This window comes from Rhizobium sp. BK112, from assembly GCF_014193215.1.
Taxonomy (GTDB): Bacteria; Pseudomonadota; Alphaproteobacteria; order Rhizobiales; family Rhizobiaceae; genus Rhizobium; species Rhizobium anhuiense.
The window spans coordinates 494,802-511,750 of sequence record NZ_JACHYZ010000002.1 but is presented as its reverse complement, the minus strand read 5'-3'; the positions used below and the strand labels follow the sequence as shown (position 1 = coordinate 511,750).

Sequence of the window (16,949 nt, the reverse complement as noted above, 5' to 3'; positions counted from 1 at the left end):
GTGCCGATTCCTGCTATTTCGCTTTCTTGCCCGCCTCGGACGGGGTGGCTGCCGTTGCGACATCCTCGACCACCTTTGCAGTCGAACTGATCGAGAGGGCGGTCACGGGTTGACCCGCCGCCTGCGGAAAGACCACCACGTAGCCGGCCGCAACTGCCTTATCGACTGCCTGCTGGAGCGTTTCGGCGGCATCACGCACGGCCTTTTCAAGTGCTTCCATCTGGATCTCCTTCTGGAGTTTCAGGTCGCGTTGCTGACCTGCAGTTTCACCATGGTGGCGTCATAGGCGCCACCGCGTGTATCCTTGCCGACGAGCTCGGCAGGAACCCCGATCGTGACGGTACGGGCGCCGCCCGCCTTGCTGAGGGCGGATTTTGCCACACTGCCCAGCGTAAAATTCGGCACGAACACGGAGAAGAAGGCAGCCGGCGCCGCCGCGTTCTCTTGCCCGAGGACATGCAGCGAGAACTGCGCCTCGGAACTGAAATCGGCGAGCGCCTGGAGGTCCTTGCGCAGCATCGTCAGGTTCATGGACGTCTGGAAGACACCCGTGAAGACATCGGGCGCCAGGCCGCCGGGGCTGATGGTGCTCGGCGCATTCGGCTGCAGGTCGAAGGCGATGTCGAACGAGGTGATGTCGACGACGTCGGTGGAGCCCAGGCGGATCGTCGCCTCGGTCGCGGCCAGCGAAAGCGTTGTGACGTCTGTCGGCGACGTAAACACCGGTGCAGATGCGCCGGTCGCCGTGCTCATGGCGCCGGTACCAGTCCACCCGTATTCGGTGTCGAGCAGACCATCGGGCTGCATTCGGAGCGCCGCCCGCGTCCAGCGCGCGTCAGAAAACACTTCGGAGCTGTCGAGATCGTATTCATACTCCTCGATCGTGAAGTAGGTGCGCGTCATCGCGCCCGCTGCGCCGTTGATGAGGATGCGACCGGGACGGACAATGCTGAAAGCCGTGTCCGGCGATGCATTCGCGACCAAGGTCTCAGCCACGGTAATGACGGACGATGTCAGCCCGACGATGCGAAGGTTCTGGCTGTTATTCGCCGCATCCGGGAGGCCTGTTGCGCGGATGACGTCGCCGACCCGCAGCCCCTTGGCAATCCAGTCGCCCGCGGCGGCGACGATCGTGCTTGTCGTCGTCGTGACACTGGTCATGTCGACCTGAGTGATGGCCAGATCGGCGGCGGAATATGTGCTGCGCATGATCGCCTGCCAGATCGGGTCCGCGCGGCCGATAGCGAGCTCGCTGTTGTAGACGCCGGTTGTACGGCGCGAGCCGTGACGGCCGCGCAACTGCTGACCGTCCTGGCGGACGATATTCGAGTTGATCGACTGCTTCGTCAGCTGACCGCCCTGGCCGCCCGAGGTGCCGAGCAGCAGCGCGCCGGCGCCGCTGGCAGGTGTTCCCTTTGCGCCCTGCGCCTTGATGGCGACATAGCCGTTCCATTGTTCAGAATAGGCCATCGAAGGCTCCCTTGATGTCCGCGTCCAGGCGGGTTGATGGAAGTTGAAACCGAACCGCTCTAGCCGCGGTGCCAATAGATGAAGGCGCAGGTCATGGTCGCGCCGAACCAATTACCATCGTCGGATGCGCTTCCGCCGCCAGCCGTGAACGGATCTTCGGTGCGCAGGTAGCAGCCCGGCGAAACGCTGTCGTAGAACTGTTTGCGCCGGAAGATCTCGCCGATCTGATCGCCATACTGCTTCGCGAGCTCGGTGCCCGACCCAACAGGAACGAACACGTGCACGAAGATCATCCCGAGGTACTGGTAAGGATGGCTTCCCTGCTTGCCCTGTCCGTAGATCTCCGACGACAAACAACGAATTTCGAGGTTGACCCATGGCTGCAGTACCGCGTCGCCGTCGACAGGCGGCCACGGATCGGCAGGAACCTCATTTTCAAAGGCGATGCGCGTCAGCGTCCATTCCGCCACCAATTTGGCGCGGATCGCAGCTTCAGCCCCAGCATAGCTAGCCATCAACGCTCCGTAATGATGATGACCGGGAAGCGCCGGTCGGCTTGATTGTGGGCGGTCTTGCCGTGTCTCTTCGCGATCGCGCTTTCAAGCACGCCGGACGCGGCACGCTCCGCTCCATCGTGGCCGAGCCACCACGACGCGCCGGATGACGCCGCCTTGCTCTGATTGACGCCGGCGCCATCGATCACCGCACGATAGGTGAACTGGACGCTGACGACATTCCCGAAGCGGGAGGTGATCTTTCGGCGAGCCTGCTGATAGACCTCAGAACTCCCGGAAACCTTCATTTTCATGCGGCCGACTTCGATTTTGCGGCTGTATGGCAGTGTGTTCGTAAGCATCACCTCGTCGCCCGAGCGCCAATTGGCGAGATTTGCGACTGCCCTTCCGTTCAGCAGCATCTGATGTGCATTCCGATAGGCGCCCGTCAGGACCGGCGAGAAATCGAACAGCGTTTCCATGGCGAACTGCACGATCTCCGCAATCCGCTGATATTGATAGATGATGACGCCGTCCGCCTTCACCCGCTCTTCCGTAGCGCCGGCCACGCCGTCAACGATCCTTATGAAGGACGAGGGCCTTGGTTCTTCACCCATGATGGCCGCATGCTCGCGCTTTGCCGTGCTGACGATCAGCTGCTGCGTCAACTTCTCCGTATCCTGCTTGAGGATGCGGATTGTCTCGCCCATCGTGAGCTTTGCCATCCTCGCCCTGTCAGCCCTTCACGAACATCTCGATGCGAACGACAGTATCCGCCATCTTCATGTAATCCGGCTTGCCGATGATGGCGTGCGGCTCGTTGTCGATCAGCGCAAATCCGCCGGCCTGCGGCAGCCCGAAGTCCTCCAAGCCAGTCGGCGAGATAATCACTTTCCTGTCGTTCTGCCGAATGGTCGTACCATCGATCTCGTCCGACGAAACCTTCCGAACATGAGCCATGATCTGAATCGACGGCGAGGCCGCATTGGACTTTCGAAGGACAATGGTTTCGCCGGCACGCGCAAGCGCGCGATCGAGCGCCGCAATCTCTGGAGCGCTCATGCTATCACCGGCTGGCGATAGTTTTCGAGGATGTCGGAGACATCCGGCGGCAGGGCGCCAGCGTCGGCGCCAGTCGCGATCCAGTAGCTGACATCGCGCACATCCGGAATGCTTTCAGACCGCAGGAAAGGATCCCGACCCTTTGCCAAATAGCGCGCCTTGACCAGGCGAACAGCCGCATCGGAAACATCGCCGGGGATCTCGGCGAAGCCGCCGGTATAAGTCGCGACGATCGGCCAGGCCAGCCACTGGCAGGGATATGCCAACCCGTCGAGGCGCACCAGCGAGCCATTCGCCTTGTCCACCCTGAAGTCGACGTCGACCGTCAGGTCAATTCCGTTCTCAGTCACACCAGTCACTGACGTCACCGGCCACCGCGACAGCTGCAGGCTCGGTACGGCGCCGGCAACCTGGTAGGCATAAGGCTCGCGGTCCGGCCAGAATTCATCCTTGATGGTCTCGCTCTGGAACACTCGGTTGCAGAACTGCGAAATCGTCGCCGACGCCGCCTTGATGTAACGCGTCAGCGTCGCATCCTGAGCGTTGCCGGTAATCGACATCTCGTCCTTGACGACATCGAGGGTCGTCAGGTCATAGCCGCCAACGGCTGGCGTCACCACAGTCGAAATGACCCGTACGCCCATTGGTCAAGCCGCCTGGTCTGTCACGAGGTCGATGGCGATCGTCGTGCTGCCGGCATAGGTGCCGACGGAAACGACTTTGGTCCGGAACTGAGCGCCGAGGATGCCGTCGACGCAGGTATTGGCAGCAAGGCTGCCGTCGGTCGGCGTCACGGCCGTCGTCTTCGGGGTAGCCGCCGATAGATTGAAGATCGCCGTCGCTGAAGACGTCGTGAAGTGGAAATTGGCGATATCGATCCAGGTCTGCCCGCCATCGAGGGACGTTTGCAGATAGACGTCGACCGACGTGCCGCCGGAGCCATAATTGAACTTCGCCTGCACCGCGAGATTGCGCGGCGCGGCGTTGAACTTGGTCGCAGCTGATACAGCAGACCCGGCGGCTGCAATTGCAAGATTGAGAAGGTTCATGTCAGGCGTCCTTGCCCTTGGTCAGGTAAGTTCCCTTCGGCCGCTCAACCGGCTGCGGTGCGGCGTGCGCTCCCGGCTTGAACGGCCGCATGTTCTTGGCCTCGCCGTTAACGACGAGGGTCCGCGCGACATCGTTCGGCAAGGGAACCGAGTCCCCCTTCCGCCACGGCCGCAGATCGGTTGTCAGGTCCACGAGCTTCATGCCGGGATATCCTTCTTCTTTGCGCGCGGCGTCTTGGCTGCTTTGGCGCTGGTGGCGGGTTGGGCGATATCCTTGCTCTCGGCGGCCTGCGCCGCCAGCAGCTCGCCGTCGTCATCGAGATGCTCGGGGCCATGCGCCATAGCGCGATCGAACTCCTGACGGAGGATGGCGCCGAGGCCTCCAAAAGCCCCGATCAGGTGAGCACGCGTCGCAGCCCCGCCGTCGCGGGCCGAAAGCTCTCTCGCCGCCGTGATGAGCAGGCGGCGAATTTCGATGGAGGTATCCATGGCAGTTTCCTCTATTGTTCGGCTTGGCTCATCGTTTCGGAGACCGAGCCCCGGAAATTCCACGATCCGATGTGACCGAGACTGATGGTCGGATCGACCCACACATGTTCGCCCAGTCGGCGCCAGCGGTCGCAGAAGACATAATCTTCGCTGACCTCGCCGGGCTCGCCCTCATGGTTCTGGCGAAAGAACTCGAAATAGTGCTGCCGGATCTCAGGCGCCCAATCATCGGGACCGGATTTTTTCCATTCCGGATGCTCGGTAATCATCCGGTCGAAAACCACCTTGTTGATCATCATGAAGGCGGCGCCGAACCCGAGCACTTCAACCGCGCCCATCTCGTCCTGAATGGCATAGCCGGCGGCACCCATGATCGGACGCCAGCACCACACGGCAGGATCGCTGTTCGGCTTTTGCACCCGCATTCGGCCAACACCACCGATCAGCGGCTTGTCGGACGCCAGGAGGCGAAGCACATCGTTCGGAGACCACTGCATGTCATCGTCGATGAACAGCATGTCGGTGTAGGGAGACGCTAGAAAGTGAGCCACAAGTTCGTTGCGCGCCTTGTGCACGACCGAGCTGCCCACAACGAACTGGAACGTGCAGTTGATACCCTGGTCGCGAAGGAACAGCAGGGTCGAGCAGATGCTCGCTGTATATTCCCACGCCGGATTGCGTGCGATCGGCGTGCAGATCATCAGCGATCGCGACCTGGCGCGATCGAGCCGGATTTGAAGCTGAGGATCGGCCTGTATGGAGGCCGATCCGACCAGCGCGTCGGGGAGCGCCGTCATTCTGTTATGCCGGCAGGCGATCGAAACCGGCGAAGAAGCCGGCGGCGCGTGTCACGGCCGTATCGGTCTGCGTCGCGGAAAGGTCCGGCAGCGAGTTGAACCGGACAAACCGGCGGGCGCTCTGAAGATCCACGTCCACCTGCAGTTCGCCGGCGAGCGCAGATGCCCCGGTCGAGCCCGTGGCAACCACGGCGGCCGCGGCTGTCTGATAGTCCGAGAAGTTGGTGCCGTCGGCACTGTCCTGCACGGCATAGCCGATCGAAAGCGTCTTGCCAGTTGCAAGAACCGTATCCCAGAGCACGGCCGCCGCCAAGGAGTTCGGCATGGAGCCGATTCCGAAGCCCATGCGGTCGATGGTGACGCCGGTCGTTGTGGTGGCGTCGCCGGCGCCGGCAGCGACTGCCGAAGCCCCGGCGGAGAGACGCTTCAGCGAGCCAAGGCCGCCGATATTGTGCTGTGTGACAATCGTCGAAGTCATGTCGATTTTCCTTGTGAAGATGGACGAGACCGACCCGTTTCCGGGCCGGCGGGATCGTCATGAGGTTACGAGATGGCCGGAGCCCAGCGGACGGCCTGGATCACGGCGACGGCGGCGTCGTGACGGATCTGGTGATCATGCTCGGCGATGGCACGGATGATCGTCTGGTCGTTCGCCATGGCCGAGATGGTGTTGCCGTTTTCGTCGACGTAGCTGCCCTCGCGGAACACTGCGAGTTCGAGCTGCATCGAATCGAGGATCATGTCTTCGGTCATCTCAGTCAGGAATACGAACGAGAGGTCCTTGTTGGTGCCGGTGGCATCCCAATAATTCGCGCCGATCTGCGTCGACTTCTTGAAGGGATAACCGAGCAACGTGCCGCGGGTAAGCTCGTCGCGGTAGACATAGACGCCGAGAGAATTCTGCACGTTGAACAGATAGTTGAACGAACGCGGGTGCATGAACCAGACGCGTTTGGAATCCGGAACGTTGGCCGTGTCGAGACGGTTGACCGCGCCACCGAGTTCGGCAGCAACGGTTGCAAGTGTATAGGACGAGCTCGACGTGATGAAGTTGCCGCCGGTCGAATCCTGCGGATCGGCTCCATTCACGGCGAGCGTCGATGCGGCCGTCTTGCTAAAGACACCGACCGTGCCGCCGCCGCGAGCGACCCAGCCGTTCGCGAAGGAGAGATAGCCGCGCGGTGTGTCCTGGGCACCGTCGGAGAGCAGGAAGTTGCGATCCTCGGTCAGCGCCATGACTTTGATCAGGTCGTCGCGCACGAAGGCGTCGATCGCCGGGTCGGCATAGCGCATCATGTCGTTCGAGATCGGCACCAGCGCAGTCAGCTTCTTGTAGCTGGCGACGATCTGGCCGAGCGACTGCTGCGACTTGGCGATGGTCTTCGTCTCCGAGCCATACGAAGCGGTGGCGGCAGAGTTCTGGCCGGGCAGCGTCATCGTGCCGCGCGGCATCGGAATATTGCGCGGACCGGCGCCACGAACGACGGCCGCCGCCCGCAGCAGCGGGATGACCTCGTTCATTACGTCGGGTTGCACAAGCAGGCCACCGGCGCCGGCGGTGGAAACCATGAGCGCCTTGGTCACCGGGTGGTTTTCACCATAGGCTTCTTTGGCGTGGCGCTGCGCATTGTAGACGTCACCGCCACCGCGGCCGATCATCTTGGCGACGCCACCCAGCATCAGAGACTTTTCCTTGATGTAAGGATCGGTCTCGACAGCTGCCGGTACCTTTTCCTGATCAGCCGCCGGCTGGGCGGTCGAGGCAGAAAGTTCGAGCACGGCTTTGGCGCGCACAATTTCCGCATCGGCGGAGGCAACGGCCTTCCGGGCCTCTTCGTATGCGGCGCTGTCCGTATCCGGATTGAAATCCTCTTTCTCAGCGATCGCCTTGAATGCATCGTAAGCCTTGCTGCGCTTCTGCTGCAGCTCTGCAATTTTAGACATGGGTAAATCCTTTCCAGGGCGCAGCGTCAGCAGCGCGGGAATTGAACGGTGATGGGATGCCAGCCTGTCGCCGGGGACTAGACTGCGGCGAGCCGCAGGACCTCGACTTCGCGCAAGCGTTTTTGCCGCGCGAGATCGGCTGCCTTGACCCTGTCGGCCGCGGCGGATTTTTCGGCGCCTTCCGTGTCGGAAGCGCTTTCGTCAAGCATGCTGGAAATCTTGTCGTGCCCATCCTTGATGGACTTGCAGGCATCCAGCAATGTCGAAATCGACTGGCCGGAGAATTTCCGGCCCGCCTTGATATTCATGCCGACGATCGCCTTGACGATCGGGGCGGCGTTGTCAGCGCAGATACCCTTGGTGACATCAGCGCCATCCTCGGGAAGCTTCGCCAGGACCTCGGCGACCTCTTCGGCCGTCATCGCGATCAGCGCGTCCGCAACGTTGTGCATGATCTCCGCCAGTTGCGCAGGCAGCAAGGATCCATCACCTTCGCAGGCCGCTTCCCAGTCGACGGAATCGCGCAACCAGGCGAGGTTCATGAAGATGCTCGCGAGCTCGCTGACGTGATAGAGCCCCTTGATTTTGACAGGCGCGCCGGCCTTCATCACAGACTTGGGAGTGCTTTTCTCGGTCATCTTGGCCTCGTAATGGTTGATGACGGCCCGCGCTTTCGCGGTCACGTCTTCCGGAAGACTGGCCTTGTCGAGCCAGGACGAAGCGGCCTTGAGGCCGGATCTGGTGACGGTCAGGCGCCCCTCGACCATCTTGGCGAACGGGACACGGTAGGCCCCGACCTCTTCGGCATTGGCCGCGTCATAGGCCAGGAAACCCTTGCGGGCGAAGGTCGTGTCCGGGCTGTCGCCGTCGAAATCGGCATGGGCGAGAATGCTCTTCTCGGCGACCTCATCATCCCATTCGGAATCCTCGATCACCGGCAGGTTGCGGGAAGCGCCGACCTTCCAGTTTTCCGGCTCATGTTTAGCGGAGCGTGCGACGACGACGGCGCCGCGGTTGGACTGCACCGGCGTGAAGGAGAATTCCATCAGCTCGCAGCTGAGATATTTCTGAGGCCCCTTCTTCGGGTTGCCTTTATCGAGCGGCTCGGCGTCGATCGGCAGGAAACCAATCGAGACGCCGGAAACGGACCCGAACTTGATCTTGCTGTAGTAAAGATCCGCTTCGCTATCTTCGCCTTCCGGCGGAAACTCGACGAGGGCCTTCGTCAGGCCAGCTTCCTTGGCGATCTCGACGCACTTGGCGATCGGCATGTTCGGATTATGATTCCAGAGAACCGTTCCGGCGCCACTCGCCATATAGGCTGCCGTGTCGATACCCTTGTTCTCGATGATCTCGCCGTCGCGATCGACGGCATCCGTCGAGATGATCACCCGAACCTGTCTGTCGCCGACCGTCTCAACTGGGGCGCTGTAGACCTTTCGCAGCAAATTCATTCGACTTCCCCTTCGGAAGAGTTGGCGGCACCCGGGTCGGGAAGAGTGCCGGAAGTGGGACGCCCCGCGCCGTCTGGCGCAGTGCCCGACATATCGGAGCCGGAGGCGGCGAGGTTGACCGGGCGCAGCAGCTCGTCGCCACCCTTCTTGGCCGGCCGGCCGTTGTCCTTGCGGGCCTCATTCTGAGTTTCGAGGCCGGACATGATCGCCAGGCGCTGATTGTTGATCCGTGTCGATTCCGAGGCCCGCAGCAAGTTTCGCTCGTCGAGATCGGCCTGAAGCCCATCCTTCTCCAGATCGAACATCTGCTCGAATTTCTGTTCCCATGCTTCGACATCCGGCATGATCACCGTGTTGACATAGGATGTGTCGAGATCCTCGGGCTTGGCCTTGCCAAGTTCGCCCGTGACGCCAATGCGATACAAGGGAACGCGCATGTAACGCGCGACGTCCTCGACCGACATTTTGCGTTGAGCGATGAACTCCAGCTCGACCGAAGTCAACTGCATCGGTTTCCACTGCAGGCCATCCTCGAGGATGGCGGTACGGCCGACGTTCTGGATGCCCGAACGCAGCGAATCCCACTGCTCACGCAATCTTTTCGCCGTGTCAGCGGAGATCTTCTTCGCCGATTCCAGCACCCCACCCGGGCGGGCGCCGTTGGCAACGAACCGCGACGCCTGTTGCTCCAGGCCCATTGCGAGGCCGATTGCATCGCGCGCTATGCCGATCGTCGATATGCCCACAAGCATGTTGAAGGTCAGCCCGCGAAGGTGAAACACATCCTCCGCCGGAATGGCGAGCGGCAGCTGGCCGAGCGCCCACATCTGGAAAAGGCCCTGGCGATTGACCTGATAGAAGATCTCGCCATCAGCAGCCTCTAGGACCTGCACGTTGTCGGGGTTGACCGGCAGCATGTACTGAGGAACACCTCTGCCGTCGCGCAAGATGATGGCATAGGCGTTGTTCCGCAGCACATAAGCCGCCTCCATCTGCACGGCGAATTCGAACCAGGTCTGCACCCAGTTCGGCCGCTTCATGATCTTTGCAGCCGCGTGCGCCGTATTCGGCTCGCCGCTGCGCCCATCCTTAATCGAGAGGATACGCGGCGTGCACCGAGCGAAGTCGAGGGCGCGGGCCATGACGCACGCATAAACAGTCGAAACGGTGATCGCCGTCGCCTGGCTGATCGTCACGCCGGCCGCCGACGACATCGAGCCGAGTGTCGGAAGCAGCCCGCTGGACGGCACGCCGGCCGAACTGGACTTCTCGACGTATCCCGACCCTTCGCGCGCCCGATCGAGGAAACCCATCAGTTGGCCCCCTTGAAGGAGATGGCGACCGCAACAGCTGCAAGAACCACGCCAGGGGCGATGTAGGCCGCCGGCTCGTAGACGAGCTTCAGGCCGTAGGCCATCAGGCCGAGGCCAGCAAACAGCATATAATCGCGGGCGCCGAAGAGGCGGAACGCGAAGTTCGCGATCGCAAGCAGCGCGAAGGCCACCATTCTCAGCGCAGGCATCAGCCGATGCATCAGTTTCCCCTTAGACAATCAAAAGATCCTGCGTTTCGTAGATCGAGGCCGCGCTCTTCGCTTCCGGATTTTTCACCATGATGGTCACCGCGTCGAAGAGAGCCATGACGGGGTCAATTTTCGCGTCCCCGGCCGTCTGTTTCGTCGCGCGGATCGCCGTGGCCGTCGGCTCGATCTTCAGGTTCGACACGCACCAGCTCATCAGTGGACCGCCCGCATGTAGCAACATGCCGTTGGACAGGCGGCGCTCGGCGGTCTTGATCGCGTTCATTAGCGCATAGCCCTGCGACACGCCGATTAGCAGGCCATTATCCTGCGTGATATCGATCTCCGGCGTCGCCAGCGCGTCGACAAGATCACCGATGACGGCGGGGTCGACGGCAACACAGTTGAGAAGATCCATATCCTTGATCGTCTTGATGATATCGACGATCGCCGCGATGTCCTCGAGGGCAGTGTCGATAATTGTCAAATGGCCGGCCTTCTCGAAATCCAGCAGGATGGGCGCGATTTTCTTGCGTTGCTTGAGCACGTCCCTGTGACACCAGGCGTGCGACCAACTCAACCACCGCTTCATCCAGACCGTCGTCTCGCGACCGTTTACCTTGACCTTGATTTCGAACTCTTCGGGCTCACGCCCGACGATCGTCAATCCGAAAAGGTCATCAAGACCGCCGCCATCAGCCGAAACGACAACCACTTCGCAGCGATCGAGCAATCGGTGCAATGCTTCGAATGGCGGGAGCGCAGCGAGTTCCTCGTCGACTGAGCTCGCCCAGTAATTGGCGCCGGACCAACGGTTCGCGCGCAGCCTCATGCCGATCTCGATGTTCAGATGCTTTGCAAGGAAGCTCTGAACCGTGTCCCCTTCCTCATCCGCACCCGATCGAACGGCGAGCAGTTTTCGCTCAAGCCAATCGCGGCGCACCGATCGTCCCATATTGGGGTTGGTGATGTGCCAGTTGTCTGGATCGAGATATGCCTCGTTAGCGATCATCGAGTCCGGGAATTCATAGAGCACTGCCATGCTCTGCGGATCGCTGATCTTCCCGTCGCGAACATCGCGAAAGTAATCCAGTTTCTGCTTGAACACGCCGGCGGGCGGCTCGTCCGACTGGGTCGAGATGTAGATCACGAACCCTTCCGGGCGCGAGATCAGGCCGCCAGTCGCCTCCTGGAGCATTGCCGCAGCGCTCGCCTTTTTACCGAACAGCCACAGCTCATCTACAAGGACGAATGCCGCTTTCTTGCCCGCGGCAGTTCCTGAATCGGCCGAGACAATCTTCAGGATCGCCCTGGTGACCGTATGCGTGATGCTCTTCACATTGTCCTGAATGTGAAGCAGCACCGACAGATCAGGGTCAGCGCGGATCATCGCAGCAGCTGGTCCGAAGGAGTTCTCGGCAACTTCGCGCGTCGGCGCCAGGACGGCCAGCTCTTGGTGCGGTCGCCAGTTCCGGATCAGAGCCGTCACCATGATGCCGGCGACGATCGTCGACTTGCCGTTCTTCTTGCTGATCAGCAGGAAGAACTCTTCGATCAACCGGTGCGCGGAATCCGGATCGTAAGCCCCGAAAACAGCCTCGACGAAATCGAAGACGAACTCATCGCAGACCTCGCCGAAGGTCGGATGTCGATAGAGGCCGGTCTTGCGGTCGAAAACCTGCGGCATATCGCAGACCTGCAACGACTTGAACACCTCGAGCGCGGCCGCGGCCTCTTCGGGGAAGAGCGGAGGGATCGGGATCAGGCTTTCACCCGCAACGATCCGGCGCTCCCAGTCGGGACATGCTGTCGAAAACCGCATAACCCTACCGGCTGGCCCGGATGAAGTGCATCTCGCCTTCTCCTAAAGCTGGTATTTCACCGTGTCGAAGAACGTCAGCCATTCCTGCCACGTCAGCTTCAGCGTGGCGAGAGGGCCGCAATCGCCGTTGTCCCGAGCGTCACCACGAACGGTGACGGTCACATCATCACCCTCTCGGGTCACGTTGATGTAGCCAGGATACGGGCTGGATGCCTTTGTGAAGGCCGCCTGTTGACGGTTATCCATTGTCGGTCTCCTTCTTGAGCATGTTGATTTCTTCGCCCTCGATCGAGGAAGCAGAAATGAACATCGAATGGAGGCGGGCCGCTGTACGCCCCGCCTCCTCTATTGGTCAGCAGGCGCGCCATCGATGACCGAGGCTGAGGCCGTGCGTGTCATAGCTCTCGCGATAAACCGGCTTCAGGTCGGCGATCTTGCGGAATGCGGCGACACCGATCTCGTGCGCCGAACGCCAGGCGTAGGGAGCAGCGACGAGCATCACCGCCCGGAAAAACGCTTCCAGAGCGCTGTAGAGGGTGATGAATACAGGCGAGACGAAGTTGGCGATCACCGAACCGATGGTCGCAAAGGTCAGACTGCGGTAAGCCATGCTTTTTCCTTTCTGGGTGAAAACAATGTTCGGTGGTTAGCCCGGAAACCGCCGGGCCGGATCACGCTAGACCTCTTCGCCGCTCGCAACCGACTGGCCATTGTTGGCTATGAGCCGCGGCCCAACGGGAACGGCATACCGGCCGCCCCCACCGATCGCCCTGGCATTGTCGAGCCTCTGCTCCTTCTTGGAGACATAGCCCTTCGGCGCCGGCTTGTTCGCCGCCCGGCTCTGCAGTTCCCGACTGGCCTTCTCGGCGCTGACGGCATCCAGCATCTTCAGCGCTCCAGAGAGAGCCGCGGCGCTGCCTGCCAGGCCCTGCTGGATCTGCGCAGTGCGCAATTTCGTCCTCAACCGTGCCAGCATGACGTTGCGTTGCTTGAGCAGGTGATCGTAGTGCTTGCGCAATGTCTTGACGTCGAGACCTAAGGTTCCGGCCACTTCCTTGTTCGTCTGCCCAGCAGCCACAAGCACCATCACATTGATGATGCTCTCCTCCGACGGGACGTGCGAAGGCCGGCCTTCGCTGCGACCTCGCTCATATGGGTTCCCGAAGAGGTCAAGATCCTGTTCCATGTCCCGTTCAAGTGAAATGGGAAAAACTCGGTCAATTTCGGCCTTCTCGCACCACGACGAGCAGCTAAGCCGTTGAATTCTCTATTGTCACCAGAGCCGATATCGCGCGTTTCGCTTGATCCTCAGTCGACCGATGGGAAAAACTCGCCGGCCAGAAAAAAAAGATGCAAGTGAGACCCATGCGGTTAGCCCCCTAGTGGAGCCATGGAGTTTTAAACCCCCTACCCCTCGGCCCTCGCGACCACGTCGCCGCGCGGTGCCCCCGTCGGCAGGGGCTTGAGCACGATCGAGACCGAGGCGCCGGGGTTCCCACTGACCGAACCGGTGATCGTTCGGCTGATCTCGACTACACAGTCGGACGCCGCCGGCACTATCTCTCCTTGGACGAGCAAGCCGACCGTGCGCCCATCGTCGCTATCGCAGCTACCCACGATATGGAGGCAAGCGAGCTTCGCCAGACCGATAAACTCAGCCAAGAAGGTTACATCCACCCTGACTTTGGCGATGTTGCCGCTCGGCTGAACGAATGCAATGCCAATGGCCATCAAGGTTCTCGATTTTGTCTGAGGACTAGAACCGCTCGGCGAGCCGCTTCGCGCGAGCTGCCGCCGTCTTTCGGGTGTGGGACGCCCCGCATCGGAGCATCACGTTCTTGGGGTCGAGATGGGCGCCGCCATCCTTCAGTTCGACGATGTGATCGCCGAAGACGCGCATGCCCTTCTTGTGCGTTCGGCCGTCGCAATGGGGATCTTCGCAGATCCGTCCGCGCTCCTTGATGATCATCGCCATCAGCGCGCGCCACTCCGGCGTCAGATAAAAGGCATCGGCTTTCTTTTCAGGCGGCCGCACGCTCCGCGTGTCCATCGCTATCAGGGTCGATGCTGCCATCTTCATTTTCATGATCAGTGGAGCCCGAGAGCGAGAACGCAGAGAGGAGCCGAGGCGACCACTATCCAGGCAAAGATGCCCAGAACGATGGCCGATAGTCTCAACAGGCGATGTGCAATGCGCATACTCTAGAGACGACAAAGGCGACCCGAAGGTCGCCTGTCACTGTTCCAAAGCAGTAGCACTGACCCTGACTCGGCGCGCCTCATCAGGAGGCTGTCAGAGTGGGGTCCTACCGGTAAGCAGCTCCGAAGCTTTCGCCCCGTTTGCCGGTGATCACGCCACCGACTCAAAGCCCACGCTGGGATCTAGGATCGTCCACGGCGGGATTCATGCTCATATCTTTTCGATCTGGTCAATATCCAGATCGACCGGAGTTAGTCGCCCGAAAATCATCACATCGACCTTCACACGATGATGATCGTCATCGATTTCCGTGATCGTTCCGGGGAAGCTAGCGAATGGCCCATCAGCGACACGGACGTTCTCTTCCAACATGAAGGCATGCGCCTTCCGAACGTTGGCGTCGTACTTGCCTTCGCTCGCCATCGCCTTGAATCTCATGATGGATTTGTCATCAGCCCGATATGGTCGTATGGCCCCACCGACGACATCAATCACCTCATTAACGTGAAGCAGCCCCATCATCGCAGCCGGGATAGGTGAGCAGAAAACAAGGACATAACCGCTAATGACGGGCCTTGGCGGGACGATCTTGACGCGTCCACGCCTGACGACTTTGCATTCATTAGTCATCACAACTAGTGATTCCACATCACCAGCATTCAACCACTTTTCAACCGCCTTTTCGCGGCCGGTCATCACGCGAAGGCAAAACCATCCAGGCTTTGGCGCTGATGTGTCCTGAGCAAGCCGCTCGACTGCACCACGCGAGGCCATATTCAGGTGATCGATTCGCAGACGGTTCGCGCCTGCAGCCTTGTCCCGCCTTGACCAAGCTTCGGCGCTCATGACGATCATGTTGGCGCTGAAATCACCTTTCCTATGCTGCATCGTCATCGCCCCTGCCCTCGTTCAACCTGCCTGCAAATTCTTCCAATGCCCGCTCGACTGCATCGTCGAGATCCGCCTCGCTCTCGCCATGGGCGGCGATGCGGGGGAACTGCATCCATTCCAGTCCGTCCGGCGCTGGCAGCCACGGCCAGAACCGACGGAAGTGCAGACGCCGCCACGCCTCCCAGACATCGCTTCCGACCTTCACCTTGTCGAAATCCTTCGAAAGCTCGACGAGGCGCTGCGGCACGTGGAAGCGCCGGCGCTGGACTGTCGTCTCGATCAGCTTCACGGCTTCCGGCCATCCCTGCTTTTCCCGCTTGTCGCGCCAGATCATGCCGCTCTTTTCCGGGCTGGCCTCGATGATGGTTTCCTCGACTTTGTTGAGCTGCAGCTGTCGCATCGGGCGCAGCAGCTCGGCGAGCAACAGGCCGCGCCCTGCCCTGGAATAGGCCGTGTACGGCTCCGGCGACTGGCCGGAATGCTGCGCATCCTTCTCTCCCAGCCGCTCCCAGGCTCGTTCGCTGAGATAGGTCGCCGCCGCCTTGGAGAACTTGCGGCCCGAGGCCTTCACGGTGGCGAGGTAGTCAGCCGTCCGCTCCTCGCATGCCCGGCGCTGCTCTGCCGTCAGGTCCAGCCAGGCGCGGCGGGCCGTCGTTTCCGTGTCCACGGCGTATGTCGGCCATGTGGCCCACCACCGCCTGAACCTCCGCTCCAGCGCTTTGGGATTTTCTTCCTCTTCCCCGCCAAGCGCGGCGTCTCTCTCACTTCGTTCAACAGGGGGAGTTAAATTACTGTCGTTAATAGGTGCCGGTTCTGGACCGGCAGGGGGTGCCGCCCTAGGACCGGCAGGGGGTGCCGGTATACCGGCAGGGGGGGTGCCGGTTTTCTCGACATCGATAGGACCGAATTCCTCTTCATCTTCGCCGTCCCATGCGGCAAATGCATTGCTGGTGACCGCCCGATCGAGCACGACGCGGTACCAATGCGCGCTGTCTCGACCGTCGGCGCTCGCCACCTTCTGCTTTTCGACAGCGCCTATTTCCGAAAGCCGATTTAGCGAATCCTGCACCGTCGAGCGGCCACAGCCGAGTTGCTCGGCCATCTTCACCTGGCTGCGCCGGCACCAGCCTTCCTTGTTGGTATAGGTGCCGAGCAGGCATAAGACGCGCAGATCGCTGCCCTTCAGGCGGCCATCGGTGACGATCCACGCGGGAATGATGGAGAATCGAGGGCTACTCATGGAGCACCACCTCCCAAATCGGGATAGCGGGCGAGAATGTGAAGCCGCTTCTTCGTCAGTCCCTCAAACACCCATCCGTCTTGATAGAAGCAATGACCCCAGGTCGGGCGGCCCGCCCTGAACGTGGGCTGCACGCCGAAAGGATCGACATAGGTATACAGGCGCGCCCGTGGCCATCGTAGCCACGCGAGATCACAGGCTTTGCCCAGCATGGCGCTGGCGACGTCCCCAGCCTCACGACGGAACACGGCGCAATTGACCCCCTCCTGTCCATCACCGCTGATGAAGCGGCGCCAGACGCAGATCGCGTGGGCGTCGGCAGAGAGAAGCACCATCTTCTCGCCTGGCCCGACAAACAACTTCGGCTTTCGCCCGTCCGCATAAAGGTAGCGGCTGTAGTGGCGGTCGAAGATCGCGCGCGCGGTGTCATTCCCGTCGCGCACCTCGATCCACCCCTCGCCAAAGAGGAACGGTTGCGCGGTCATAGCAGCACCTCACAATTCGGATAAAAATATCCG

General features: G+C 61.1%; 24 protein-coding genes. All 24 read right to left on the bottom strand.

What is annotated here, in order from left to right; translation table 11 throughout:
• Nucleotides 1-13 precede the first annotated feature (13 nt).
• Entirely contained in the window at nt 14-220 is a 207-nt protein-coding gene (locus tag FHT75_RS07815) for a hypothetical protein (RefSeq protein WP_183851491.1), read from the bottom strand.
• Between the two features lie 20 nt (nt 221-240).
• The gene (locus FHT75_RS07810; protein WP_183851490.1) at nt 241-1,470 is read right to left on the bottom strand and encodes a phage tail tube protein; all 1,230 of its coding nucleotides are present in this window, start codon (nt 1,468-1,470) and stop codon (nt 241-243) included.
• A gap of 59 nt (nt 1,471-1,529) precedes the next feature.
• On the bottom strand, nt 1,530-1,985 hold the full coding sequence (locus FHT75_RS07805; RefSeq protein WP_183851489.1) for a hypothetical protein: 456 nt from the start codon (nt 1,983-1,985) through the stop codon (nt 1,530-1,532).
• Entirely contained in the window at nt 1,985-2,689 is a 705-nt protein-coding gene (locus tag FHT75_RS07800) for a hypothetical protein (protein WP_183851488.1), read from the bottom strand. The genes FHT75_RS07805 and FHT75_RS07800 overlap by 1 nt, the downstream gene beginning before the upstream one ends.
• 10 nt (nt 2,690-2,699) lie before the next feature.
• Entirely contained in the window at nt 2,700-3,026 is a 327-nt protein-coding gene (locus FHT75_RS07795; RefSeq protein ID WP_183851487.1) for a hypothetical protein, read from the bottom strand.
• Nucleotides 3,023-3,670 carry a head-tail connector protein gene (locus FHT75_RS07790; RefSeq protein ID WP_183851486.1) on the bottom strand — a complete coding sequence of 216 codons (648 nt, stop codon included), beginning with the start codon at nt 3,668-3,670 and terminating at the stop codon, nt 3,023-3,025. The genes FHT75_RS07795 and FHT75_RS07790 overlap by 4 nt, the downstream gene beginning before the upstream one ends.
• Before the next feature lie 3 nt (nt 3,671-3,673).
• Nucleotides 3,674-4,075, bottom strand: coding sequence for a hypothetical protein (locus FHT75_RS07785; protein WP_183851485.1), 402 nt, complete (start codon nt 4,073-4,075; stop codon nt 3,674-3,676).
• A gap of 1 nt (nt 4,076) precedes the next feature.
• Complete coding sequence (locus FHT75_RS07780) at nt 4,077-4,277, bottom strand: hypothetical protein (protein ID WP_183851484.1); 201 nt, start codon at nt 4,275-4,277, stop codon at nt 4,077-4,079.
• The gene (locus FHT75_RS07775; protein ID WP_183851483.1) at nt 4,274-4,564 is read right to left on the bottom strand and encodes a hypothetical protein; all 291 of its coding nucleotides are present in this window, start codon (nt 4,562-4,564) and stop codon (nt 4,274-4,276) included. The genes FHT75_RS07780 and FHT75_RS07775 overlap by 4 nt, the downstream gene beginning before the upstream one ends.
• A gap of 11 nt (nt 4,565-4,575) precedes the next feature.
• Nucleotides 4,576-5,361, bottom strand: a complete 786-nt coding sequence (locus FHT75_RS07770) for a hypothetical protein (RefSeq protein ID WP_183851482.1) — start codon at nt 5,359-5,361, stop codon at nt 4,576-4,578.
• 4 nt (nt 5,362-5,365) lie between these two features.
• Nucleotides 5,366-5,839, bottom strand: coding sequence for a hypothetical protein (locus FHT75_RS07765; protein ID WP_183851481.1), 474 nt, complete (start codon nt 5,837-5,839; stop codon nt 5,366-5,368).
• A gap of 65 nt (nt 5,840-5,904) precedes the next feature.
• Complete coding sequence (locus FHT75_RS07760) at nt 5,905-7,305, bottom strand: phage major capsid protein (RefSeq protein ID WP_183851480.1); 1,401 nt, start codon at nt 7,303-7,305, stop codon at nt 5,905-5,907.
• A gap of 77 nt (nt 7,306-7,382) precedes the next feature.
• A complete protein-coding gene (locus FHT75_RS07755) occupies nt 7,383-8,759 on the bottom strand; it encodes a hypothetical protein (protein ID WP_183851479.1) in 1,377 nt (458 codons plus the stop codon).
• The gene (locus tag FHT75_RS07750) at nt 8,756-10,072 is read right to left on the bottom strand and encodes a phage portal protein (RefSeq protein WP_183851478.1); all 1,317 of its coding nucleotides are present in this window, start codon (nt 10,070-10,072) and stop codon (nt 8,756-8,758) included. Before FHT75_RS07750 ends, FHT75_RS07755 begins: the two co-directional genes overlap by 4 nt.
• Nucleotides 10,072-10,293 carry a hypothetical protein gene (locus FHT75_RS07745; protein WP_183851477.1) on the bottom strand — a complete coding sequence of 74 codons (222 nt, stop codon included), beginning with the start codon at nt 10,291-10,293 and terminating at the stop codon, nt 10,072-10,074. Before FHT75_RS07745 ends, FHT75_RS07750 begins: the two co-directional genes overlap by 1 nt.
• A gap of 10 nt (nt 10,294-10,303) precedes the next feature.
• The gene (locus FHT75_RS07740) at nt 10,304-12,100 is read right to left on the bottom strand and encodes a terminase large subunit (RefSeq protein ID WP_183851476.1); all 1,797 of its coding nucleotides are present in this window, start codon (nt 12,098-12,100) and stop codon (nt 10,304-10,306) included.
• A gap of 42 nt (nt 12,101-12,142) precedes the next feature.
• Nucleotides 12,143-12,346, bottom strand: a complete 204-nt coding sequence (locus tag FHT75_RS07735) for a hypothetical protein (protein WP_183851475.1) — start codon at nt 12,344-12,346, stop codon at nt 12,143-12,145.
• A 106-nt stretch (nt 12,347-12,452) separates the two neighbouring features.
• On the bottom strand, nt 12,453-12,710 hold the full coding sequence (locus tag FHT75_RS07730; protein WP_183851474.1) for a hypothetical protein: 258 nt from the start codon (nt 12,708-12,710) through the stop codon (nt 12,453-12,455).
• Nucleotides 12,711-12,776: 66 nt separating this feature from the next.
• Nucleotides 12,777-13,286, bottom strand: coding sequence for a hypothetical protein (locus tag FHT75_RS07725; RefSeq protein WP_183851473.1), 510 nt, complete (start codon nt 13,284-13,286; stop codon nt 12,777-12,779).
• Nucleotides 13,287-13,507: 221 nt separating this feature from the next.
• Entirely contained in the window at nt 13,508-13,831 is a 324-nt protein-coding gene (locus FHT75_RS07720) for a hypothetical protein (protein ID WP_183851472.1), read from the bottom strand.
• Between the two features lie 25 nt (nt 13,832-13,856).
• Nucleotides 13,857-14,174, bottom strand: coding sequence for an HNH endonuclease (locus tag FHT75_RS07715; RefSeq protein WP_246713310.1), 318 nt, complete (start codon nt 14,172-14,174; stop codon nt 13,857-13,859).
• Nucleotides 14,175-14,510: 336 nt separating this feature from the next.
• Nucleotides 14,511-15,194 (bottom strand): transcription termination/antitermination protein NusG, encoded by a 684-nt coding sequence (locus FHT75_RS07710; RefSeq protein ID WP_183851470.1) that lies wholly within the window; start codon nt 15,192-15,194, stop codon nt 14,511-14,513.
• Nucleotides 15,178-16,431 carry a helix-turn-helix domain-containing protein gene (locus tag FHT75_RS07705; protein ID WP_183851469.1) on the bottom strand — a complete coding sequence of 418 codons (1,254 nt, stop codon included), beginning with the start codon at nt 16,429-16,431 and terminating at the stop codon, nt 15,178-15,180. Before FHT75_RS07705 ends, FHT75_RS07710 begins: the two co-directional genes overlap by 17 nt.
• Nucleotides 16,428-16,916 (bottom strand): hypothetical protein, encoded by a 489-nt coding sequence (locus FHT75_RS07700; protein ID WP_183851468.1) that lies wholly within the window; start codon nt 16,914-16,916, stop codon nt 16,428-16,430. The genes FHT75_RS07705 and FHT75_RS07700 overlap by 4 nt, the downstream gene beginning before the upstream one ends.
• Nucleotides 16,917-16,949: the final 33 nt, after the last annotated feature.